Origin of the sequence: Bacillus sp. NPDC077411, from assembly GCF_044543425.1 — a bacterium.
In the GTDB taxonomy this organism is placed as follows: Bacteria; Bacillota; Bacilli; order Bacillales; family Bacillaceae_G; genus Bacillus_A; species Bacillus_A bruguierae.
Map to the genome: position 1 here is coordinate 49,325 of NZ_JBITWA010000001.1, position 23,292 is coordinate 72,616.

24 protein-coding genes and 2 pseudogenes are annotated in these 23,292 nt (G+C 36.5%); 2 read left to right on the forward strand and 24 right to left on the reverse strand.

What is annotated here, in order from left to right:
- Nucleotides 1–4: 4 nt before the first annotated feature.
- The 17 genes from ACIGHG_RS00215 to ACIGHG_RS00295 form a co-directional block, all read right to left on the reverse strand.
- A complete protein-coding gene (locus ACIGHG_RS00215; protein ID WP_396546605.1) occupies nt 5–520 on the reverse strand; it encodes a YpoC family protein in 516 nt (171 codons plus the stop codon).
- Entirely contained in the window at nt 517–1,173 is a 657-nt protein-coding gene (nth, locus tag ACIGHG_RS00220) for an endonuclease III (protein WP_090912496.1), read from the reverse strand. Before nth ends, ACIGHG_RS00215 begins: the two co-directional genes overlap by 4 nt.
- Nucleotides 1,174–1,188: 15 nt before the next feature.
- Nucleotides 1,189–1,896 (reverse strand): DNA replication protein DnaD, encoded by a 708-nt coding sequence (gene dnaD / locus ACIGHG_RS00225; protein ID WP_396546607.1) that lies wholly within the window; start codon nt 1,894–1,896, stop codon nt 1,189–1,191.
- A gap of 157 nt (nt 1,897–2,053) precedes the next feature.
- A complete protein-coding gene (locus tag ACIGHG_RS00230) occupies nt 2,054–3,241 on the reverse strand; it encodes a pyridoxal phosphate-dependent aminotransferase (RefSeq protein WP_396546609.1) in 1,188 nt (395 codons plus the stop codon).
- A gap of 18 nt (nt 3,242–3,259) precedes the next feature.
- On the reverse strand, nt 3,260–3,736 hold the full coding sequence (locus tag ACIGHG_RS00235) for a cell wall elongation regulator TseB-like domain-containing protein (RefSeq protein WP_336471811.1): 477 nt from the start codon (nt 3,734–3,736) through the stop codon (nt 3,260–3,262).
- A 7-nt stretch (nt 3,737–3,743) separates the two neighbouring features.
- Nucleotides 3,744–3,914, reverse strand: a complete 171-nt coding sequence (locus ACIGHG_RS00240; protein ID WP_081904925.1) for a YpmA family protein — start codon at nt 3,912–3,914, stop codon at nt 3,744–3,746.
- 272 nt (nt 3,915–4,186) lie between these two features.
- Nucleotides 4,187–6,976 carry an ATP-dependent DNA helicase DinG gene (gene dinG, locus ACIGHG_RS00245; protein ID WP_396546612.1) on the reverse strand — a complete coding sequence of 930 codons (2,790 nt, stop codon included), beginning with the start codon at nt 6,974–6,976 and terminating at the stop codon, nt 4,187–4,189.
- Between the two features lie 158 nt (nt 6,977–7,134).
- Nucleotides 7,135–7,518 (reverse strand): aspartate 1-decarboxylase, encoded by a 384-nt coding sequence (gene panD, locus ACIGHG_RS00250; RefSeq protein ID WP_090912506.1) that lies wholly within the window; start codon nt 7,516–7,518, stop codon nt 7,135–7,137.
- A 12-nt stretch (nt 7,519–7,530) separates the two neighbouring features.
- Nucleotides 7,531–8,379: a pantoate--beta-alanine ligase gene (gene panC / locus ACIGHG_RS00255; protein ID WP_396546614.1), complete on the reverse strand. Its 849-nt coding sequence runs from the start codon at nt 8,377–8,379 to the stop codon at nt 7,531–7,533.
- Entirely contained in the window at nt 8,379–9,215 is an 837-nt protein-coding gene (gene panB / locus ACIGHG_RS00260) for a 3-methyl-2-oxobutanoate hydroxymethyltransferase (protein WP_336471652.1), read from the reverse strand. Before panB ends, panC begins: the two co-directional genes overlap by 1 nt.
- 399 nt (nt 9,216–9,614) lie before the next feature.
- On the reverse strand, nt 9,615–10,595 hold the full coding sequence (locus tag ACIGHG_RS00265) for a biotin--[acetyl-CoA-carboxylase] ligase (RefSeq protein ID WP_396546616.1): 981 nt from the start codon (nt 10,593–10,595) through the stop codon (nt 9,615–9,617).
- Nucleotides 10,580–11,773 carry a CCA tRNA nucleotidyltransferase gene (locus tag ACIGHG_RS00270; protein WP_396546618.1) on the reverse strand — a complete coding sequence of 398 codons (1,194 nt, stop codon included), beginning with the start codon at nt 11,771–11,773 and terminating at the stop codon, nt 10,580–10,582. The genes ACIGHG_RS00265 and ACIGHG_RS00270 overlap by 16 nt, the downstream gene beginning before the upstream one ends.
- Entirely contained in the window at nt 11,760–12,905 is a 1,146-nt protein-coding gene (gene bshA / locus ACIGHG_RS00275) for an N-acetyl-alpha-D-glucosaminyl L-malate synthase BshA (protein ID WP_396546620.1), read from the reverse strand. Before bshA ends, ACIGHG_RS00270 begins: the two co-directional genes overlap by 14 nt.
- Nucleotides 12,902–13,606: a bacillithiol biosynthesis deacetylase BshB1 gene (gene bshB1 / locus ACIGHG_RS00280; protein WP_396546622.1), complete on the reverse strand. Its 705-nt coding sequence runs from the start codon at nt 13,604–13,606 to the stop codon at nt 12,902–12,904. The genes bshA and bshB1 overlap by 4 nt, the downstream gene beginning before the upstream one ends.
- A gap of 16 nt (nt 13,607–13,622) precedes the next feature.
- On the reverse strand, nt 13,623–14,012 hold the full coding sequence (gene mgsA / locus ACIGHG_RS00285) for a methylglyoxal synthase (RefSeq protein WP_396546624.1): 390 nt from the start codon (nt 14,010–14,012) through the stop codon (nt 13,623–13,625).
- A 14-nt stretch (nt 14,013–14,026) separates the two neighbouring features.
- Nucleotides 14,027–14,827, reverse strand: coding sequence for a 4-hydroxy-tetrahydrodipicolinate reductase (gene dapB / locus ACIGHG_RS00290; protein WP_090912522.1), 801 nt, complete (start codon nt 14,825–14,827; stop codon nt 14,027–14,029).
- The gene (locus ACIGHG_RS00295; protein ID WP_090912523.1) at nt 14,824–15,168 is read right to left on the reverse strand and encodes a nucleotide pyrophosphohydrolase; all 345 of its coding nucleotides are present in this window, start codon (nt 15,166–15,168) and stop codon (nt 14,824–14,826) included. The genes dapB and ACIGHG_RS00295 overlap by 4 nt, the downstream gene beginning before the upstream one ends.
- 236 nt (nt 15,169–15,404) lie before the next feature.
- Here ACIGHG_RS00295 and ACIGHG_RS00300 point away from each other — a divergent pair, with 236 nt between their 5' ends.
- Complete coding sequence (locus ACIGHG_RS00300) at nt 15,405–16,286, forward strand: YitT family protein (protein WP_336471646.1); 882 nt, start codon at nt 15,405–15,407, stop codon at nt 16,284–16,286.
- Nucleotides 16,287–16,726: 440 nt separating this feature from the next.
- Nucleotides 16,727–17,422 carry a hypothetical protein gene (locus ACIGHG_RS00305; protein ID WP_396546627.1) on the forward strand — a complete coding sequence of 232 codons (696 nt, stop codon included), beginning with the start codon at nt 16,727–16,729 and terminating at the stop codon, nt 17,420–17,422.
- Nucleotides 17,423–17,650: 228 nt separating this feature from the next.
- Here ACIGHG_RS00305 and ACIGHG_RS00310 read toward each other — a convergent pair whose 3' ends face one another.
- The 7 genes and pseudogenes from ACIGHG_RS00310 to lhaT form a co-directional block, all read right to left on the reverse strand.
- Nucleotides 17,651–18,301: a uracil-DNA glycosylase gene (locus ACIGHG_RS00310; RefSeq protein ID WP_396546629.1), complete on the reverse strand. Its 651-nt coding sequence runs from the start codon at nt 18,299–18,301 to the stop codon at nt 17,651–17,653.
- Between the two features lie 79 nt (nt 18,302–18,380).
- On the reverse strand, nt 18,381–19,064 hold the full coding sequence (locus ACIGHG_RS00315) for a zinc metallopeptidase (protein WP_090912533.1): 684 nt from the start codon (nt 19,062–19,064) through the stop codon (nt 18,381–18,383).
- A 120-nt stretch (nt 19,065–19,184) separates the two neighbouring features.
- The gene (gene ypjB / locus ACIGHG_RS00320; RefSeq protein WP_396546631.1) at nt 19,185–19,967 is read right to left on the reverse strand and encodes a sporulation protein YpjB; all 783 of its coding nucleotides are present in this window, start codon (nt 19,965–19,967) and stop codon (nt 19,185–19,187) included.
- 233 nt (nt 19,968–20,200) lie between these two features.
- Nucleotides 20,201–21,324: pseudogene (locus ACIGHG_RS00325) on the reverse strand (RNA-guided endonuclease InsQ/TnpB family protein).
- A 15-nt stretch (nt 21,325–21,339) separates the two neighbouring features.
- Nucleotides 21,340–21,471: pseudogene (locus tag ACIGHG_RS00330) on the reverse strand (transposase); the annotation flags it as partial.
- A 170-nt stretch (nt 21,472–21,641) separates the two neighbouring features.
- Nucleotides 21,642–22,328: a TIGR01906 family membrane protein gene (locus ACIGHG_RS00335; protein WP_336471642.1), complete on the reverse strand. Its 687-nt coding sequence runs from the start codon at nt 22,326–22,328 to the stop codon at nt 21,642–21,644.
- Between the two features lie 180 nt (nt 22,329–22,508).
- Nucleotides 22,509–23,099, reverse strand: coding sequence for a lipoprotein heptaprenylglyceryl N-acetyltransferase LhaT (gene lhaT / locus ACIGHG_RS00340; protein ID WP_336471641.1), 591 nt, complete (start codon nt 23,097–23,099; stop codon nt 22,509–22,511).
- Nucleotides 23,100–23,292: the final 193 nt, after the last annotated feature.

Here is a 23,292-nt window from a genome sequence, read left to right on the forward strand (position 1 = left end):
TTCTCTACCGAGAAGATGGCTTCTTTTGCATAATGAGTACTCTTACATATAATTTTTCCAATTCTTCATATAACTGTGTCAGTTGAATAAAAGAATGATAATGATCTGGCTGTTTCATAATAAACAAAAAGCGCTCCATAAAGTTAACTGGCTTTTGTTCTAGCCTTTCCATTTGTTCCTTCATATCCTGTAAACTGCCAACAGGTGTTCCATTCATCCAGTGTAAAATAGATAAAAGATGTCCTGCAAACCGCACCATCGGATCTTTCGCTTCTTTTTTGTTTCGATTTCGAAATAACATAGAAATCTCTTCTTTTTGTTCTTTCCATAAGCCTAATACAGTAGGAATGCTCATTTCTATCTCATTCCATGGCTTATATCCCTGCTCAATATCAAAGAAAAAACACGTCTCTTCTAAAAGCTCTCCAAATGATTTCTCTGCATTGTATTCAATAACAGTCTCTTCTTCAAAGAAAGGGATGCACTGAAAATGATTCGGTATTTCAAGTACTTTCTTCATTTCTTTTCCTTCTCTCTCATGCGCTTCTTACCTTCACGACATAAATCTAGCAACTTGCATTCTTCGCACTGAGGACGCTGAGCTTTACAATGATAACGTCCAAAGAAAATCATGCGATGATGTGTCACGCCCCACTCTTCCATCGGGACTTTCTTCATGAGCGTCTTCTCTACTTCTAGTACAGAATCTTTCCATTTACAAAAAGCAAGTCGTTTACTAACGCGCTCTACGTGCGTATCAACTGCAATTGCTGGAACTCCAAATGCAACAGAGACAACGACGTTTGCTGTTTTTCTTCCTACACCTGGTAACTTCGTTAATTCATCTCTATCTTGCGGCACCTCTCCGTCATATTCATCGATCAGCATACGACATAGCTTTTGAATATTTTTTGCTTTATTTCTGTACAAACCAATAGAGCGAATATCTTGCTGCAATTCTTCTAAAGATACCTTTAAATAATCTTCTGGTGTTTTATATTTCTGAAATAAACTTTTTGTTACTTTATTTACAAGAACATCTGTGCACTGTGCAGATAGGGCAACCGCAATAACAAGTTCAAATGCGTTGTCATGATTCAGTTCACAATGCGCTTCTGGGTACATCTCTCCCATTACATCAAGACAATGTCTAATTTGTGTTTTATTTAGCATTATTTCCTCCTACCATTACTGCTCTAGCCAATTATAAAATGGCACTTTTCCAGTATACTTCGTTTCTTGACGTGATACTTGCTGATTCCGCTGTTGATTTTCTCTAAATTTCCGCCCTTGATTCTGTGCTTGATCCACCGTTTTAATTCCGTTCTTCTTCCATTCAAACAATATACGATCAATATAACGAAAGTTCAATTTTCCGCTCATAACGGCTTCACGAAGGGCAGTTTGAATTAAAAGTGGATCATGATGATCTTGATCTTGCCACATCGCTAACGTCTCACACTCAAACGGAGATAAGGGTCTGCCAAATTCATGCTCAAATACTGTATATAAGTTTATTTGTAATTGTTTTTGTTCTCGCTCTTCCTCTTCAATGTTTTCATTCATTAAAAAATGTAATATTTTTTCCCAAAGAGGCTGTAGTGAGTAACTTTCACAAATCATTTCTGCAGATTTCCGTCCTCCTTCTAACGCTAAAAAACCTTTTTGAATTAACGTTTGAATAATTTCCATACACTTTGTTTGTGTAATGGTCATCCGCTCTGCAATTTCTCCTGGTGTGGGGAAAGAGTTTCCCGATTCTAAAAATGTATGGACATGCAACAATACCATAAACTCAATTTCATTTAAACCAAGTTTTTTGTAATGCATCATTAATAATTTTGGAATTGCAATACTACCTTGTTCAAACCACTCCAACATGATTTTCTTCTTCATACTTAAACACCTCGCTTTCTAGTATAACACACCTTCTTATATTTCTTTTTGACACAATTCGTCAAAAAAACCTCCCTTTCATATAGGGAGGTATCATTTGAACTGCCTACTCTTATCAAGTAAACAGTTGGCAGAAGTTGAAATGAAAGAACTACACTTAGCCTTTCATTTTGCTATTCATAAATGTATGGATACGTTCTAATGCTTTCTCCAATTGTTCAAGTGAAGTTGCATATGATAAACGAACATTGTTCGGTGCTCCGAATCCTGTTCCTGGAACGAGAGCAACTTTTTCTTCTTCTAACAATGCTTTTGCCCATTCATCAACTGTCTCATAACCAGCTAATGCGACTGCTTCTTTTACATTTGGGAACAAATAGAACGCTCCTTGTGGTTTAATACAAGAGAACCCAGGAATTTGAATCAACTTATCATACACGATATTTAATCGCTCTTCAAATGCTCTGCGCATCATTTCTACAGGTTGTTGATCTCCAGCATAAGCAGCAATCGTTCCGTACTGCGCAATTGAAGTAGGGTTTGACGTACTGTGACTCGCTAAGTTCGTCATTGCCTTAATGAGTTCTTTATTACCTGCTGCATAGCCAATGCGCCATCCTGTCATCGAATGCGATTTTGATACACCGTTAATAATCAGCGTCTGTTCTTGTAATTCGTTAGAAAGCTGAGCAATTGATGTATACTCTGCCTCGCCATAAATTAATTTCTCATAAATTTCATCAGAAACGATTAAAATGTCATGTTCTAAGCATACTTTCCCAAGCTGCTGCAACTCTTCTTTACTATAAATCATCCCTGTTGGGTTGCTAGGTGAGTTAATAATTACAGCTTTCGTTTTCTCCGTAATTACTTGACGTAATTGCTCCGGTGTAATTTTGTAATGATTTTCTTCCAAACCATCTACATATATCGGCTCACCACCTGCAAGCTTCACTTGCTCTGGATAGCTTACCCAATACGGAGTTGGAATAATAACTTCATCACCTTCATCAAGTAATACTTGAAACAATGTATATAAAGCGTGTTTTGCACCGTTACAAACAATAATTTGAGATGGTTCATAAGATAAGCCTTGGTCACGCTCGAATTTTTTAATAATTTCTTGTTTTAGCGCAGCTAATCCACCTGTTGGTGTATATTTTGTATAACCTTCTAACATTGCTTTATAAGCAGCATCTATAATATGTGCTGGCGTATTAAAGTCAGGCTCCCCTGCTCCTAAGCCAATCACATCATGTCCTTCCGCTTTTAACGCTTGTGCCTTTGCTGTAATTTCTAACGTTGAAGATGGTGTTAGAGCAGCTACTCGCTTTGCTAATCTCATCCTGAGTTCCCCCTGCACTTATTTTTCAATACTATATCGCTTTAAAAACTTACCATCTTGAAATGCAAGATAATAGTAAGTATAACGATTTTCATCATCAATATATGTAACTTCCCATAATGGAACATTGTTTTCAGCGCCTAATTTTGCTTTGACAAATTGCTTTGGCTTTCGCTCCTTCGCAACAATTTGCAATGCTTCTTTTTCAGAGATACCTTCGCTTGCTTTTCGCACTAGAATATCTCCTTTTTTCTCAGGCACCCAAACGATATATTGTTCTCCTTTTTCATTCACACCTTGTACAACTTCATATGGAGTTTGACCGTTATAATAATCGATTTTTGTCACTTTTGTGAGTTTTGCTTTTTCCTTTGCAATCTCAACTGTTTTCGATTCTTTCGGAATTTTCTTCTCCATAGTCGTATTATAAATGTGCCCCCCGTATAAAACAACTGCAACGATTACAATAAAAATTGCCAAAATCCACTTTTTCATTGTATCACTACGTTCTGTAAATCGTAAATATTGCTGTCTCTTTTTCATTCTCGTCTAATGCTAATCCGAACATGAGATCTTTTTCTTTTAGTGTTCGATTTAAACTATCAACAACCTTATATAAATCCGACGAGTATGTCAGACGCGTCGTTGATAATACTTCAATTTTCTTCTCCATGAAAACTCCTCCGTTACACAAAATTTCTAATTATAGAAGAACGCATTGCGGTTACAATAAGGGTACATTCTTTACAAACCCTGCTTCATCACCCATCTATTATAGCAGGACATGTTCTTCAAAAAAAGGTTTGAAGTAGAAAACCATTGTATTTCTACATCTAATGTAAGAAAAAATAAAAATTCCTCCTACCCACATGTTACGCCTGAAGCAAATTTGCTTCAGGCGTTAACTTTTACTAATCACTTTATCCCATGATGAAAATTTCACTCTTACACCATTTTTTCGATTAATTCGTCTAATGGTCCTTCATACAATGGAATGCTTGGAATCGACTGAAGAAATCGTCTTCCATAAAAAGATGCAGTAAGACGACGATCTAACACAAACACTGTTCCTGTATCCGCTGTTGTACGAATAAGACGTCCGAACCCCTGTTTAAAACGAAGAATTGCTTGCGGAAGAGCAAGCTGTGTAAATGGATCTTCTCCCTTTTCTTTTAATCGTTCACTTTTTGCTTGCATCATTGGATGATGCGGTGATGTGAACGGAAGCCGCACAATGACAAGACAACTTAACGCTTCTCCTGGTATGTCAATCCCTTCCCAAAAGCTGCTTGTCCCTAATAAAATGGCCTTTTCAAACTCTTGAAACTTTCTAATCATTCGGCTGCGACTACGGTTATGAACACTTTGTGTTAGTAAAAGAAATTCTTCTAATTCATCTGCCTTCTTCAACACTTCAAATACCTCTTTTAACATTTCATATGATGTAAATAAAACAAGCATTCGGCCATCTGTAGTTTCCGCAATTTTCATAATATGCTTAGAAACTGCTCTTACATACTCTTCTTCACTTACATGTTTAATATGAGGAACATCTGTTGAAACCATTAACTTTACTTTCTCTTCATAATGAAATGGTGATGGAATCGTTACTGTATTTGGTGTAAAGTCCTCTAACCCAAGCTCTGCTTCTATATAATCAAACGTATCATTTACAGTTAAAGTGGCTGAAGTAAAAATAACGCTTCGTTTTCGTGCCAAAAATTGATCAGCAAATAAATCACTAATATGAACTGGCTGTGCGTATAGAATAGTCGAATGAATGGTTCCTTTCGTTTCAGCCTCCATCCATGTCACATGACTCGTTTCTTCTAAAATAAGCGTCCGTAAAGATTGGGTCATTTTAGAAAGCATTTCAGTAAGACGCACAAACTCTCCCGTAATCATATGCATGTCCCATTCACTTTGCTTTTGCAACATCTCACCTTGTTTTTCCAATAACGTAAGTACTCGCCCTAACTGGTGTACAAAACGGTCTGTTAATTCAACAATACTACGCCAAAGCTTTCCTCTTTCTTTATTCGCATGATAACGATACATAAGCGGTATATTTCCAGTGGCATGTTCCTGCTTTGTTTTTTGAAATATAAACGTACGCAGCATATGAAAGAGCTCATCTGCATCAAATTTTATTTCTTTTAACATATGATTAATCGTTTGAAAAGTAGAGCGTACAGCAATTTGCGATTGTTTCATCATGTCATACACTTTAGTTAACACATTAGGTGTTTCTAACGTACCAAATCGTGATAAAACGAGTTGAAAATACATGCAAGAAAATTGCTCTCCTAACGCCCTACTTGCCGTTTCTTCAAGATGGTGCGCTTCATCAAAAATAATATGTTCACATGAAGCAAGCAATGGTTCTTCACTTACAAAATCCTGAAATAACAAAGTGTGATTTGTGACTACAACATCTGCAAACAATGCTTTATTTTTTGCACGTTGATAAAAACAGCGGCTAAACCACGCACTTTGCATCCTACTTGGACTATGAGCATCACTGCAAATTCGCTCCCACAATAGCTTCCCGCCAGCTGGAATATTCAACTCATCTCGATCTCCTGTTTCTGTATCAAGGAGCCATACTAAAATTTTCGCTTTCGTTAATGCATTATCATAATTGTTTTCAATTTCACCCAATGCATGCTCAAATTTATGTAGACACAAATAATGCTTTCTTCCTTTTAACATTGCTACTTCAAACGGAAACGGAAGTATTGTTTTCAGCAATGGAATTTCCTTTGCTAAAATTTGTTGCTGCAACTGCACGGTTTGTGTGCTTATGACTACTGGCTGTTCTTTTTCTTTCGCATAAAAAATACTAGGAAGTAAATATGCTAATGTTTTCCCCGTACCTGTTCCCGCTTCAATTAACGAAAAACGAGAGTCTCGAAGCGCTTCGTAAACCTCATTTATCATAATTTGCTGCCCTTCTCTTTTTTCAAAAGACGGCATTACTTCCCTCAAACGCTGCATCGTTTCAGTTAGAAAAGAAGAAAAATCAGTAGGAGAATCATCTCCAATTTGCAATGTATAATTACGTTGACCTAAAGCAATATTTCTATAAATGTCATATTGTTTCTCATCATCTGACCCATGTATCATTTTATTCAAAATACATGCAGACATAATATCTCCAATGTTACTTTGAAACATATCACTTAATTCATATAGCGATTGCAACGTAACGAGTGGCAAGCTTTCCATTTTAGAAAGTAATTGTAAAAATATCTCTGCTGTCACCATTGCATCACTATCAGCACGATGGGGCTGATCATGGTCGAAACCATATCTTTTTGCTAAATCACGTAATTTATAACTGTCAGCTGTCGGCAATAAAATATGTGCCAGTTCAACTGTATCAATTTTCGAGCATGTTACTTCTGAGAATCCAGCTTGCCGTAATTCTTCTTTCAAAAAATTCCAATCAAAATGAACGTTATGCGCAACAAAGTACGCACCTTGTAATAGTTCAATAATCATCGGCGCCACATCTCGGAATAACGGAGCTTGTCTCACAAGTGTTTCATCAATCCCCGTCAATTCTGTAATAAATGGTGGAATGTCCCGTTCGGGGTTTACAAAAGAAGAGAAAATTTCAAGAATTTCTCCATCCTCTACAACAACTGCTGCAATTTGAGTAATTCTATCTTTCCCATCTTTCCAGGCATTCCCTGTCGTTTCTAAATCGACTACGACATAACGCTTACTCATCAATGACACCTCAATTTCTTACCTTTGCACAACAAAATTTCTATAGTGTTACTATACCACGTTTTCCCTCATCTTAATGGAAAGATACGAAAAATGAAATGATTTTGCTTTCCCATAAGAAAAGCTATCCCTTTTGCAGAGATAGCTTTTCTTATACATTATAAAATCGTGCCTGCTTTTTCCGCTCCAAGCATTTCCACAATTTGATTATTATCATCTAAAACAGCAATTTTCGGGATATGTGTTAGTACCTTCTCTTCTGAAACTAGTCCGTAACAAATAATAATAACTTTATCCCCCGGTTGAACAAGGCGGGCAGCTGCACCATTTAAACAAATAACACCCGTACCGCGTTCTCCTTTTATAACATATGTTTCTAAACGTGCACCATTATTATTGTTCACAATTTGTACTTTCTCATTTTCCACAATCCCTACTGCATCCATTAAATCTTCATCAATTGTAATACTTCCTACATAATTTAAATTTGCTTCCGTTACTGTAGCACGGTGTAACTTCGCTCTCATCATTGTACGAAACATAGTTGCTCCCCCTTATTGAACCGTAAATGTTATATTATCAATTAGTCGTGCATTTTCAAACTTTACAGCGATTGCAATGATCGTGCGTCCGTTTATTTGCTGGGCCTCAGTTAAATCTGGATACGCATATATATCAGCATAATCGACAACACCATGCGTATTCATTTCAATATATTCTTTAATAAAGTGCGTAATCTTTTCTGGACTACGTTCTCCTTTAGCGATTTGCTCTTTCGCTATACATAAACTTTTATATAAATGCGGTGCTTCTTGGCGTTCCCTTTCTGATAAGTAGACGTTACGAGAACTGCGTGCTACCCCATCTTCTTCCCTTACAATATCAACTGGCACAATTGTAACAGGAATATTATAATCAGCAACAAATCCCTCAATAACTGCTACTTGCTGTGCGTCTTTCATCCCAAAATACGCACGATTTGGCATTGTAATATTGAAAAGTTTCATCAATACCGTTACAACGCCAGCAAAATGACCAGGTCGCTGCTTTCCGCATAAAACATCCGTGCGCTTCATGACTTCAATATTCGTTGTTCGCTGCGTGGGATACATTTCTTTGACACTTGGATAAAATAAATAATCTACTTCTACTTCACGCGCTAAACGCTCATCACGCTCAAGATCACGCGGATAACGGTCCAAATCTTCATTCGGTCCAAATTGCAACGGATTTACAAATATACTTAACATGACAATATCATTTTCTTTTTTCGCTTGTCTCAGTAACGTCAAATGCCCTTCATGCAAATATCCCATCGTTGGAACGAATCCAACCTTTTTCCCGCTCGCACGAAGCTCACTTGCGATTTGCTGCATCTCTTGCACTGTTGTAAGAATATTCATTACTGTTTTCCTCCGTATAACGCTAAGCATTCTTCTTCTTTCATCGTAAACGAATGTGCTTTCTCTGGAAATTGTCTCAGCTTCACTTCATGAACATATTGTCCAATTCCTCTTACAATTTCTTCTTGTACAGACGTATATTGCTTCACAAATTTCGGAACACGATTCACACCATACGTAATCAGATCGTGATAGACAAGAACTTGACCATCTGTTTTATTACCAGCGCCAATACCGATAGTCGGAATCAATAGTTGATTTGTTACAAGTTCCGCTAATTGCATCGGTACACACTCTAATACAAGTGCAATTGCTCCTGCCTCTTCACATTTTTTCGCATCTTCAAGTAATTTTTTCGCACTTTCTGCATCTTTCCCCTGCACTTTGTAGCCACCTAGCACACCGACAGATTGCGGAGTTAATCCGAGATGAGCTACAACTGGAATACCTGCATTCGTAAGGAAACGAATGATTGATACAACTTCATCTGCTCCTTCAACTTTTACAGCGTGCGCCCCGCTTTCTTGTACAATGCGGCGTGCGTTATGCATCGTTTCTTGCAGTGAAACATGATAAGACATAAATGGCATATCCGTTACAACAAATGTATTTTTTGCACCGCGGCGCACTGCTTTTGTATGATGAATCATATCATCAACTGTTACTGGAATTGTTGAGTCATAGCCGAGCACAACCATTCCAAGTGAGTCTCCAACTAAAATCATATCAACTTCTGCTTCATCAGCAAACTTTGCTGATGGATAATCATACGCAGTTACCATCGCAATCGGCTCATTTTGTTCTTTCATTTTCAAAAAATCCGTCACAGTTTTCACAAATTTCTCCTCCTGTACCTGGAGAGAGGAGATGACCGGATGAAAAAACATATAAAAAACCCTTCTGACCATAAAAAGGCAGAAGGGTAGTATCATTCGGCAATATTCATCCCTCTGTCCCAGTCCTATTTTGGATCAAGGCAGAACCACATGTTTATTTTGATTTTCCCACATAGCGGTGCAGTTCCTATTGATACTGCCCATATTCGCCCTTATTATAACAAATAGCAAAACATAATTGCTATACTTTTCTAAAAAAGAAAATCATTTTTTCACATACAATAGCCCTTCGCTTCTTTTTAAGCAAAGGGCTATATATTGATGCTAATTTAATGAACAATGAGACTTCGTTTTTCATAATCACCAAAGAAAAGAAGTGAAAAATAGCTGTTCAGCGTTTTACTTTACTTCAATATCAGCGGAATGAATATGATGTACGACCCCGTCTTGATCTTCAAGTATAAGGACACCATCAGCCGTAATCCCTTTTGCAATTCCCATAATTGTATTTGTCATCGTACGCGCTGTAATTTCTTTTCCGATACTCACAGCGTAACTCTCCCAAAGAAGCTTAATAACTGAAAAACCACGTTCTAAATATTCTTTATATAGCTTTTCCATCTGTAAGAAAATTTGCTGCATAAGTTCAGCTCGTACAATCGTTTTTCCGGATTCAATTGCTAAAGAGGTGGCAATGTGCTGGATATCTTCAGAAAAATGTTCTTGCTTTTGATTCACATTAATGCCAATTCCAATAATAACAGCATTAATTTTATCAGGATCTGCTTGCATTTCTGTTAAAATGCCAACAACTTTCTTCCCATTAATTAAAATATCATTCGGCCATTTAATGCCGACGGAAAGATTTGTGCATTTTTCAATTGCCTGCGCTACGCTAACAGCAGCTAACAATGTTAATTGCGGTGCTTGATGAATCGGAACTGTTGGGCGTAAAATAACACTCATCCAAATTCCTGTCCCTTTTGGTGAATGCCATTTTCTGCTTAATCGGCCACGACCTGCTGTTTGCTCCTCTGCAACAACAATCGTTCCTTCAGCCGCTCCTTCATAAGCAAGACGAGCTGCGATTTGCTGTGTAGATGTTACCGACTCTTCAAAGTATACCGTTCTGCCTAAAAACTCTGTTTGTAAACCAAGCTGAATTTCATTTGCCGTTACTTTGTCCGGTTTACTTGCAATGCGATAACCTAGGCGTCGTACAGCCTCTAGCTCATATCCTTCTTCCCTAAGAACCTCCATATGTTTCCATACGGCTGTTCTTGAGCATCCAAGCTTCTCGCTAATCGTTTGTCCCGATAGAAATTCACCATTAGCTTCAGAAAAGATTTGCAATAACTGTTTTCTTATAGCAGATTGCATCTATGCAGCCACTCCTTTATACACTCTTTCTCATTTTTTAATCGTCCATATACGACTTCTTCTTCAATTTTTTGCAGTACATTAGCAACCCACGGTCCTGCCTGTTCCTTTGACCATGATAATAAATCATTCCCGCTGACTTGCAATTGTTGACGATTACAAATTGGTAAATCATCATATACTTTCCCTATATGCTCAACATTCGAATGTAAATATGTATTCATGATTCCTTCATATACGCGCTCTGCCATAACGGCAACATCTTTCCCAGCTTTATATAATAAACATGCATCCCACTCTTGTTTTTCTCGCGCTTTTACATATAATAAAACGGATACAATTTCCTTTATTTTTTTATTCGAAAATTTCCATTGTCGTAAAAAAACAGATGGATGTTCTTCCCTAACGCAATATAGAAAGAACGCCCATGCTTCAATGTCATTTTTAAAAAAGCTCCAATCATGTTCCGCTGCTTTTGAGATGAAGTCCCCGCACATTTGTAAATAAGGTAAGTGCTCATATAATTTTGTTTCTACCAATAACTGAAGCGCTTTTGCACAATGTGTACCGACAAGTAACTTTTCAAATTCAACTGCAATTCTTTCAATTGCGATATGTTCCAGTAAATGTCCGTATTCTATAATGGCTTGTTTCGTTCCTTCTTCTAAGGTAAAACCTAGTGTACTAACAAAGCGAATACCGCGCATCATTCGAAGGGCATCCTCTTGAAAGCGGTCGACTGGGTTTCCAACAGTTGCAATTTCCTTCTTAACAATTGCTTCTTGTCCGCCAAATAAATCAACTATTTCTCCCGTTTCTTTCATCGCAATTGCATTCATTGTAAAATCCCTGCGTTGCAAATCTTCATTCAACGAGCGAACAAATTGTACGCTCGTTGGACGCCGAAAATCTTCATAGTCACCTTCTGTTCGAAACGTTGTTACTTCATATGGAATATCTTCATGTAAAACAATAACCGTCCCGTGTTCAATTCCAACAGGAACGTGCCGCGGAAATAGACGCATTACATCTTCTGGCAAAGCAGATGTCGCAATATCGATATCACCAATTGGTCTACCAATGATAGAATCGCGCACGCTCCCACCTACAAAATATGCTTCAAAGCCGTTCTCTGTTAACGTCTTAATAACTGAAGACGCTTGTTTAAATCGTTTCATGTTTGTCATCCCTTAATATGTCATAATAAATTGCTTCATATTGCGAAACAATCTTTTCTGAGCCAAATTGCTCATACGCCACTTGCATGGAACGCTTGGCCATTTTAGCATGTAATGCATCATCTTGAAGAAGCTGTATTGCTTGCTGCGAGGCGCCTTCTGCATCTCCTACTTCACATATGTATCCCGTTTCTCCATGCTGAATGACTTCAGGGATTCCCCCAGTACGTGTACCAATACAAGGGACACCGCACGCCATTGCTTCCAGTAATACGAGTCCAAAACTTTCTTTTTCAGACAACAGCAGCATGAGTTCGCTCATTGCCAGGAGTTCTGCTACATTATCTTGTTTTCCTAGAAATAAGACCCTGTCCTCAATTCCTAAATGCTTCACAAGCTGAACAATCGTACAAAACTCAGGACCATCACCAACAAGTAATAATTTCGCTTTTACTTGTTTTACAATGAGCGCAAATGATTTCACGACATCATGAACACGCTTTACCTTACGAAAGTTCGAAATATGAATTAATACTTTTTCGTCTTCTTGTATACCATATTCTTTTCGTAACTGTGACATATCTCGCTGAAAATACACACGCTCGTCAATAAAATTATAAACTGTTTGAATTTCTTTTTGTGTTCTTATTAAATCATACGTTTCTTCAATAAGTGAATGTGATACAGCCGTCACAACATCAGATTGTTCAATGCCAAAACGAATTAAATTATTGAGAGAAGGATCAGATCCTAATATGGTAATGTCTGTTCCATGCAATGTCGTGACAATTTTAACGTTCTCTCCAATCATTTGCTTCGCCAAATATGCACAAATCGCATGTGGAATTGCGTAATGTACATGCACTATATCTAACTTTTCTCTCTGCGCTACTTCTGCCATTTTACTCGCTAACGCTAAGTCATACGGAGGGTATTGAAAAACAGAATATTGATTCACTGTCACTTCATGAAAATAAATATTCGGATACACTTTATTTAAACGAAATGGCAATCCTGATGTAATAAAATGAATTTCATGTCCGCGCTCCGCTAATAATTTCCCTAATTCCGTTCCAACCACTCCAGAACCGCCAACAGAAGGATAACAAGTAATCCCTATTTTTAATTTCATTTTTCTCCCCCTATTAAATCTTCATCTAATAGAATTGATTTTTTGCTCATAAACCCTTCTGCATACTTCACGCCAACTTCTTTTCCAAACATTTTCTCCCGTGCTACAACTGTCTCTACATATCCTTCCGTCAACGGAGTAATCACACCGTCTGGTCCTTTTGTAAACTGACTTTCATACGCTTCTAGAGCAGCAATCTTATCAGAAATATAAGAACTGATATTAATACAAAAATCCGGTTTATGAAAACCATTAATCATGTAGAAATAGAGTGATTGTATCCGATGCGCAGGAAATTCCGGCATATATTTACGAATTCCTGCTGAAAATATAGCTTCTTCTACAAGTTTTGCACAGTTTGCATGATCTGGATGCCGATCTTCATAAAATGGTACGAAGACAAGCTGCGGTTTATATGTACGGATGATCTTCACAATCTCTTGAATATACTCTTCCTTCATATAAAGACCTCGGTCTGGTATCGCTAAGTTCAAACGTTCCTGTACACCAAGTATGCGAGCTGCTTTCATCGCTTCCTGTTTTCTCAGTTCCACCGTTCCATTGGAAGAAAGATTTGCCTCGGTTAAATCACAAATCCCCACTTTATATCCTTGTTTCGTATATTTTGCAATCGTGCCCGCCATACCGATTTCAACATCATCGGCATGGGCGCCGAAAGCTAAAATATGTAATCCGCTCATGTTATTCCCCTCGTTTTCATAGCTTTCGATAATCTAAATCACCGCGCTCTAATGCATGCATTAAAAGCTCCGCACTTGCCATATTCGTTGCAAGTGGAATGGAATACACATCACATAAACGAAGAAGTGCATTCACATCAGGTTCATGTGGCTGTGATGTCAACGGATCACGGAAGAAGATCACCATGTCTAAATCGTTTTTTGCAATCATTGCACCAATTTCTTGATCTCCACCAAGCGGACCAGATTGATATCTTGTCACAGACATACCTGTTGCCTCCATAATTCGAAGACCTGTCGTTCCTGTTGCAAACAACATATGTTTCTCTAAAATAGGCTGGTAGGCATACGTAAACGAGACCATATCATTTTTCTTTTTATCATGGGCAATTAAGGCAATCTTCATCTTCACTTTCTCCTTTAGTCAATAATATTTTCTAAACCATATACAAGATGATCTAAGTTCATCACTGTTTCAATAGAAAGTTTTACTCCTGACATAAATGATGCACGGTTAAAGGAATCATGGCGAATTGTTAACATTTGTCCATCTCCGCCAAATAGTACTTCTTGATGCGCAATTAATCCTGGTAAACGTACGCTATGAATATGGATACCATCAACATTTGCACCGCGTGCACCTTCTAGTTGTTCTGTTTCATTTGGATGCCCTTGCTGTTTTGGCTCACGATTTTGACGAATTAAATCCACTGTTTTCACAGCTGTGCCAGACGGAGCATCTAATTTTTGGTCGTGATGTAATTCAATAACCTCAACATCTTGGAAATATTTCGCTGCCATTTGCGAGAATTTCATCATTAAAACAGCTCCAACTGCAAAGTTTGGCGCAATGATCGTACCAACTTGTTTTTCTTTTGCATTTTCTGTTAAATGTTGTAATTCTTCTTCTGTAAAACCTGTTGTTCCGATAACAGAACGAATGCCTCGCTCTACTGCAAGTGTTACATGTTTTTTTCCAATTTCCGGTGTTGTTAAATCTAGTAAAACATCGGCTTCTACTTCATCTAAACAAGTATGTAAATCTGTATAAATTGGAGCATCTATGTTAGGTAATCCAGCAATATCAGAAATTTTCTTTCCACCATGTTTATAATCAACAGCAGCAACTAAATTGAAATGCGGTGTTCTTTCCATAAGAAGTACCGCCTCTTGGCCCATACGTCCTCTTGGCCCTGCAATAATTACTTTAATCTCTTTCATTTCTCTTTCTCTCCCTCTTCTTTACGCGTCCAGCGATCTTTATCACGCGTATTAAACTTTTCCATAACTATATTATGAGCCGTTTCTAAATCAATGTTTAAACTATTTGCCATGCAAATCATCACAAATAACACATCGCCAAGCTCTTCTTCAATTGTACGCTCTTTTTCTGTGCTTTTCTTTGGCTTTTCACCATAATAATGATTAATTTCTCTCGCAAGCTCTCCCATCTCTTCTGTCAAACGAGCTAGCATCGCCAACGGACTAAAGTATCCTTCTTTAAATTGACCAATATATGCATCTACTTCCTTTTGCATATCTTTCATTGTTTTTTGTTCCATGTTATTCACCTCTAATCCTTCCATTATCATGTTAGCCAATTCATAACGATTTGACAAATGTTATCGCTTATTTATCGCATTTTTGAGGATACTGATTCCCTTCTGACTTTGAAAGGACGATTCCCTCTTTCTCCATGCTTACTATGTGTGAAGTTTTCTTGCCAATTTTTCTATATATTACGTATACTATCCATAAGAACAAGCTAAGATCATTACTACATACTAGGGGGATTCGCATGAAATTAAATTTAAAAATTGAAAACATTCTTTTCATTCTAGTTGGTTCTGCTATTTTCTCATTTGGCATCGTCAATATTAATATTGAAAACCATTTAGCAGAAGGCGGTTTTACTGGGATTACATTGCTGCTTTACTTTCTATTTTCACTTGATCCTTCCTATACAAACTTGCTCTTAAATATACCAATCTTTTTTATCGGTTGGAAAATGCTCGGTCGTACAACATTTTTGTACACATTAATTGGGACGTTTAGTGTTTCATTATTTCTTTGGGTTTTCCAGCGTTATGATGCGTTAAATTTACATTTAAACTTACAAAATGATATGACACTTGCCGCTTTGTTTGCTGGTTTATTTATCGGGGTTGGATTAGGGATTATTTTCAAGTATGGCGGCACAACAGGTGGTGTTGATATTATTGCACGGTTAGCACATAAATATATCGGCTGGAGTATGGGAAAAACGATGTTTATGTTTGATGCCGTTGTCATTATCTTATCAATCCTTACATATTTATCATACCGAGAAGGAATGTATACATTAGTTGCTGTCTTTATCGGTGCAAAAGTCATTGATTTTATGCAAGAAGGAGCCTACGCTGCAAAAGGAGCAACAATTATATCTGAGAAAAATGATGAAATTGCCGAAAAAATTTTATCAGAGATGGACCGCGGAGCAACTTTCTTAAAAGGAATCGGTACATATACAAAAATGGAACGACACGTTTTATATTGCGTGGTTGCAAAAAATGAAATTGTAAAACTGAAAAGTATTATTACATCTGTTGATCCTCATGCTTTCGTTGCAGTAAGTGACGTACATGACGTAGTTGGTGAAGGATTTACGCTGGATGAGAATAAAAACCCGTTACATAATTAATGAAGAAGATTCTTCGAAATCGCTCATTTTTTTCTAAACAAAAGACAAGAAAAGCTTTCGAATATGAGAGCTTTTCTTGTCTTTTTGAATTTTAAAAGAAAAATTTTGTTTTTTGTTATCCTAAAAAGCCTTCATTGAGTTACTTTACCCGTCGTACTTTTAGAATTCTTATGATTTCAAAAACTAATTATTACTATATTGAACTATTTTTTTATTGCATTATATTTCCTGGAGATTATATATTAAGTTAGGGAGTGGGACTATTTGACTACTGAGACTCTTATGTTATCAAGTAAAGAAATATATGTATTAACTAGTATGTTTAATCATGAAACAATGATTGGAATCATGATAGCAAACAGGATTCGGTAAAAGGTCGAATTAAATCTGGAATCGAAATTATATTAGATAAAATCTTTTAATTTTCTTGGGAGATGAATATGGAAAAATATCACGGAAAAAGCACAGAACAAATTATTCAAACATTGATGCCCTTTAGTGTTAGATCAAGTGTCATTATGGTGTGGGTTGTTATTAACTTTATGATCTCAACACCATTTTTATTTCCTCCGACCTTTACCATATATTTATATATAATTTTACCTTTTCTTTTGATATCTAATATATGGGGTATTTGGGTATTTTTTTATAAACCACATGAGTTAAGATTAGTACATATATTATATAATGGATTCATGGGAGCAACTTTTTCTTTTGGAAGTTTTATAGTGATTCAAAAGTTTGCTTATACTTTTATTAAGATTGAAACACCGCTTTTTTTTATTGTTACTTTTTCGCTTTACATTTTTACAATTTATAAACTAATCTCTCTTGGGATAACAAGTTTTTTAAGACGATTAAACAATGAAGAAACAAACAACATAAAAATTTCTCCAATTGTTTATTTTTCAGGACTAGGATATATTATTGGACAGATATGTATAGGTTCATTATCGCAAAATGGTTTAGCAATCCTCTTAATTTTAGTCTTTTCTTTATTGGCTGTTGTGTTTGGTATATATGGTGTATATCTTTATTTTTATTTTGACCTAAAAAAGCAACAAAACAAGTTAGATTCCTTTAATTCTCAACGTAAAACAAATACTAAACTTACAAGAAAAGAAAGAAGACAATAATATTGGATTATGAAACAATAGCATAACGATAAAGGAGGTAGCTTAACATATAAATGCCAATAAAAAAACCAAGACCCCCCTCTCTTTTTAGGGGGAGAGAGCATCTGGCCGTGCATAGAAGCGGCCAGAGCCTTTTCCTGCCACATGCCATGTTTTAAAAAAAGGAGAAAGTGAATGTAGATTCTATTGTATTTTGCATAGTAGCGACTTAGATATCGAAAAATGAAACTAAATATGCTCCCTCAACTTTTCTAAATCCTCATAAATCAAATCCAATAAACTGCGATTATAAAAAATGGAAGCGGGGTGAAATGTCGGGAAAATTGTATAGGTTTTCTCTGTCCACGTATAGGTTGTGCTATTAGGATCTGCTAGTCGCCGAACAGGTTGCGTAAACATTTGACCATGCATCTCTGACACCTTTTTGTCTGAACCAGCTAAACGTTTTAGTGCAATGTTTCCTAGTGTAACAATAATAGGTGCATGAATATGCTCAATTTCGTAATCTAAAATCGAAGCATGAGCAAGTATTTCCTGCTGATTTGGCGTACGATTATATTTACGCTTCACGATTTCTCCGTTCCGTTCTCGTTTCTCCCCCCATTTATATGGCCGGCTACGCACTGCACTCGTAATGTATACTTCTTCTCTTGTTACATTAATCCGTTTTAAAAAATCCATAAGCTGCTTACCAGCTCTTCCGCTAAAAGGTATCCCGTTATGAATTTCTGTTTCACCCGGCGCTTCTCCTACAAGCATCATTTTGGGATTTTGTGGTCCTTGTCCATATAAAAAGCCTTCAACAGGATAGGGAGACATTCGCTCTCTCGCTTGCTTTACTAATAGCTCTGGATATTTCATGTTTATCACCTCTTGCATGTTATACTTTCATCTTTTATCCTGTTATAATCATGAAAACAAAAATACAAAATAAAAAGGCTATCAAATTCGATAGCCTTTAATCATCATTACGTTGCATTCCTGTATAAATTAATACAAGACGAAGCAGTTCAAATACTGCAACGGCCGCTGCTGCGACATACGTAAGAGCTGCTGCATTTAATACTTTACGAGCTTGACCATATTCATCCGTTGTTACAATACCAAGCGCTTCAATTTGCTTCATTGCCCGTTTTGATGCATCAAATTCAACTGGTAATGTAACAAGCTGGAATAATACCCCGCCTGCTATCAAAATAATTCCTAATAACAACAAATTTGCCATATGCGCAAACATACCAATCATAATAAAAACCCACGACATGTTTGAGCCAAAATTTGCGACAGGAACAAGTGCATGACGGAAACGCATAAAGTTATAATCTTTTGCATCTTGAATCGCATGCCCAACTTCGTGTGCAGCTACCGCTGTACCAGCAACAGAATGACTATAATAGTTGTTCGTCGATAAACGAACTGTTTTCGATCTTGGGTCATAGTGGTCCGATAAATGCCCTGGCGTTTCTTCTACCGCTACATTGTACAAACCATTCTCATCTAAAATCTTACGAGCCACTTCCGCTCCGGTCATACCAGAAGTTGAATACACTTGTGAGTATTTACTATATGCGCTGCGTACTCTAGATTGTGCATACATCGGTATGATCATGATGATAGCAAAGTAAATCAAGTAAAAACCCATCATGAACCTCCCATAAAATTTTGTTGTATAGTAATAACCATTCTATTTTCTTCCCATAACATTGTCAACAAAGAAACCTTACAACATCGTTTCTATATTTCACTTCGTTTGAAAACAAACTTATCTATTTTTTGAATGCAGTGTACTTTTTTGTTTCTCTTTTTCCCCTTTATATTTTCTCCAACCAACATACGTTAATGTAAAAATAATAATACCTCCTGTTACAGTCATAAACCATATAAGCGAAGAATCTATCTCATCCTTTTTCGCCGTGCGAAAAATTTTCTTTATGTCATCTTTTATAATCTTCACTTGTGTTTGGCCGCTCTTATTTCGGATCATCATATGACGAAATTCATCTAGATACGACAAATGAGAATTCACACGTTGCAACTGTTCCTCCGGTAAGGCAATCATTAAACTTGGATAAATAATATCAAATTCGTGCAAAAATACATTTAATGCTTGTTGAAAACGATCATGTTCTTCCTTTTGCATTGCATTTTCCATTTTTCCAAATGTACTCATTATATTTTCTTCCCGTTCCATCCAAAGCGGCTGATATTCTGATATTTCAGCATCTAACACAAGGCGAAGTGCGAGCACATCATCTATTTTAATTTGTTTATCAGTTCCTTGTCCTTCTAATGATTGTAATGCTCTATCATAAGCAAGAGAAATCACGCGAATATGCTCCGGTGCTATTTTCTTTTTTTGATTGACCGTTAAAAATTGCTTTGAAAAATATGTTAACAGTTGCGTCGCTTTGTCATACTCTTCTTGTTTTACAAATAGGAGCGAGTCATCTAATAATCCATTTAGCTCATTCCATGTAGCTGCATATATCCGAATAGGAAACAATATAAACATAAACGCTATGATTCCAGCTAATACTTTTTTCATTCTTGTCCCCCCTATAGCTTCTAGTTCAATATATGAACTAGTGGACAAGAATAGACCTTGAACCTATCCCAAGTGAATAACCCCTCCTTATCCACCTTACGGCCTGATTGAAGAAGGGGCTTCCTGTTTCATAGACCATTGCGTAGTGGGGGGGAACCCACTACGTCTTACACAATCTCCACAGGCGTAGATTATACTGTTCGGACATAACCTTGCCCTACAGTTTGTAGACTTTAGTTTGTGATAAGCAGTTCTTCTAATCCTTTTTGTAGGATGTTCAGGCTCGCATTATAGTCTCTATCTAATATCATTCCGCACTTTGTACAAATGTGAGTACGAATAGATAGAGACTTCTTTACACGATTCCCACAAACAGAACAGTCTTGTGAAGTATATTTTGGTTCTACTTTGATGAGTACACCGCCATGATTTTCACATTTGTAAGCAAGCATGTTTCGAAACATACCCCATCCCGCATCAGAAATAGACTTCGATAATTTTCTGTTTCTAACCATGTTACGAATGTTCAGATTTTCTACAACGATAACGGAATACTCTTTCGCAAGATTGTAACTAAGTTTATGAAGAAAATCCCTGCGCTGGTTCGCTACTTTTTCATGTAGCTTTCGAACACGCTCGGCCTGTTTTATGAAGTTTGCAGAACCTTTTTTCTTCTTAGAAAGTTTTCGCTGTGCTTTCTGTAGTTGTGTTTCTTTTTCACGGAGAAATCTAGGGTTTTCAAACTCTGAACCATTAGAAAGAACGGCATACTTATGTAATCCCACGTCAATTCCTATCGAACGATTGGTATCGATATCAGATGGTACCACTTGTCTTTCGACACAGAAAATAGCGTACCATCTTTTCCCTTGGCGTTTGAGAATCAGTTGCTTGATTATTCCTTAGAGTGGTCTGTGGATAGGATATCTATTTCTCCTAGCTTTGTATTGTATAATTTACCGTTATCAGAGAAGGACATAGCATAACGATGCTTTTCGTTTCGTTTGAATCCGAATTGTGGAAACGTCATACTATTGTAGTCTTTATATTTTTTCTGTTTTGGATATTTTGCATCTTTACGAAAGAAATGATCAAATGCTTTTTTCAGACGTGCAAAAACTTCTTGTAGCGGCTGAGAAGGCATTTCTTTTAGAAAAGGATACGTCTTCTTGTCCAATGTAAGTTGTCTTTGCATATCATAACGATCGTAATTTTCTTTGTTTTGCTTATATTTCCGTTCTTTGTCTAGCAAGGCAGAATTGTAGGTTTGACGACAATATTGTAGCCAACGGTCTAACACTTCTTTTTGCACTTCTGTTGGAAAGATTTCATATTTTTGATTCAACAACATTGTCATCACCCCCCGCTAGTTTTATCCTTGTGTTTCGATGTATTGTCTTAGAACTTTTAATAGTGCACCGCCTACAGTCAGCAAACAATAACTTTGAGACCAAAAATATTCTTTACATACATTCTATCTGATTTGAAAAAATTCCTTTTTCATTCCTTTGGCTTATGCCAATCAAAATTCATCCCCTCCCTACTCATTAGGCTTCGCTCTTCTCATTCCTTGAGGAAGGGGAATTCTTTTGGAAATATGTTAAAGTGAGAGGTTTATGTTATCAAACAAAAGTTAATATACAATATTTCCCATAGATTCTTGGTAATTTTATTTTAGCTGTTGTAACCTCCTACATGCAATTCTCTCTTTTTCATAAAAAAACGATATAGAAAATAACAACAAGCACTCCCAAATAAAATAAGTAATAAAATGATACAGGCAGCATGCATAAAGAATTGCTCTGGTAACATACGAATAATAGGATCAGTCTCTGGATCAAACAACCAATAATCGTTTTGAAAGAGAAGTTTATGAAAAAATACAAAACTCTTTTCAAAATTGATTGCGATTGGGAGTATGAGTACGATTGGAAATACAATTGTAAGAACCCCTGCATACAACAAAAACTTTTCCTTTTGTTTCCGTATAAGATAGACTCCCCCGCTAAAAGAGATACAAATACTTATATACATAGCATATTGAATTGCAACAAGAATATTTTTCACATCAACAAAATGAATTCTTCCCTTCTCGGACATATCTAAAGTTGGGAAATGTAATGGTTTATTATAAAAAGGAGAAAAATAAGTAATAAGCGCATTATAATTTTGAATAATTACTTCTTTTGTCATACTTGCTGTTTCAGGAATATTTAACATATCAATCTCTATGTAATAAATTTCTTTCCCATATACAACACACATGACTGCTATTGAAAAAATACAAAAGGCGATACAAAAAGGAACAATGCATAATAAAACTCCATTCCAAATTTTTGAATATACGCTATGTGAACTCATTCATCTTCCCCATTCCCTATTTTTTATTTATCCCGCTTTAACGGGCAGTAAGAACCCCACCTCAAGATACAAAGGGAAACAAAGAAGATAGTTGGGAGGGGTAACTGCCCATAAAAGCTCGATTGGTTCAACTAACCATCAGTAGGGGATAACCCGACCCCCACTGATAGAAGTTTCACTTTATAAAGAAAACGTTAGTCTTTTCTCTCTTAGACAAAAATAATATGTAGTAGCTAAAACAACGATACTAAGCCAAAATGTAAAATAGCCAATTTGTCGGTCATACATATACATGACACTGTATTTCGGCATTTGTCCCCATAAATAATCCACAACATCATTATGCAATGTCCATATAACTGCAATCATAAAATGCCAATATTTCATTCGATAAAATGGTGCGTATAAAAGTCCTTGTACAGCCATTGCAAGATGAAAAACAATGAGTATATATCCTTCTATTCCAATATAACCGGTTATAATAAGAGTTAATACATTTACTACAACTGCCCAAATCCCATATTTGACCAATGTCACAACTGCTAACGCTTCCATTAGACCCCAATTTTTCTTTTGTATAAATGCAATTAATACAAAAACAAAAAACAAACTTGCAGTCGGACTATCTGGAACAAACGGCCAAAAAATAGCCGGCGTTTCTATCAATTGGCTTTTATACCAAATGTATCCGTAAATCGTCCCCAAAATATTAATAATAAGCAAAAGCCATAGAAAAGAACGTTGTCTTAATAACAAATATATAAACGCCAAAATGTAAATACCTCAACTTTCCAAAAATGAACATCACTTTGATGCATGAATCGTAACAAGAATGCATCGGGCTACAATCCCACACTGATAAAAGCTTTACTTTATTATAGCAAATTCCTTGCTCAAAATAGAAAAACTGACTACAAAGTTGTAGTCAGTTTTTCTATTTTGAACAGTAAGACCCCCACTAATG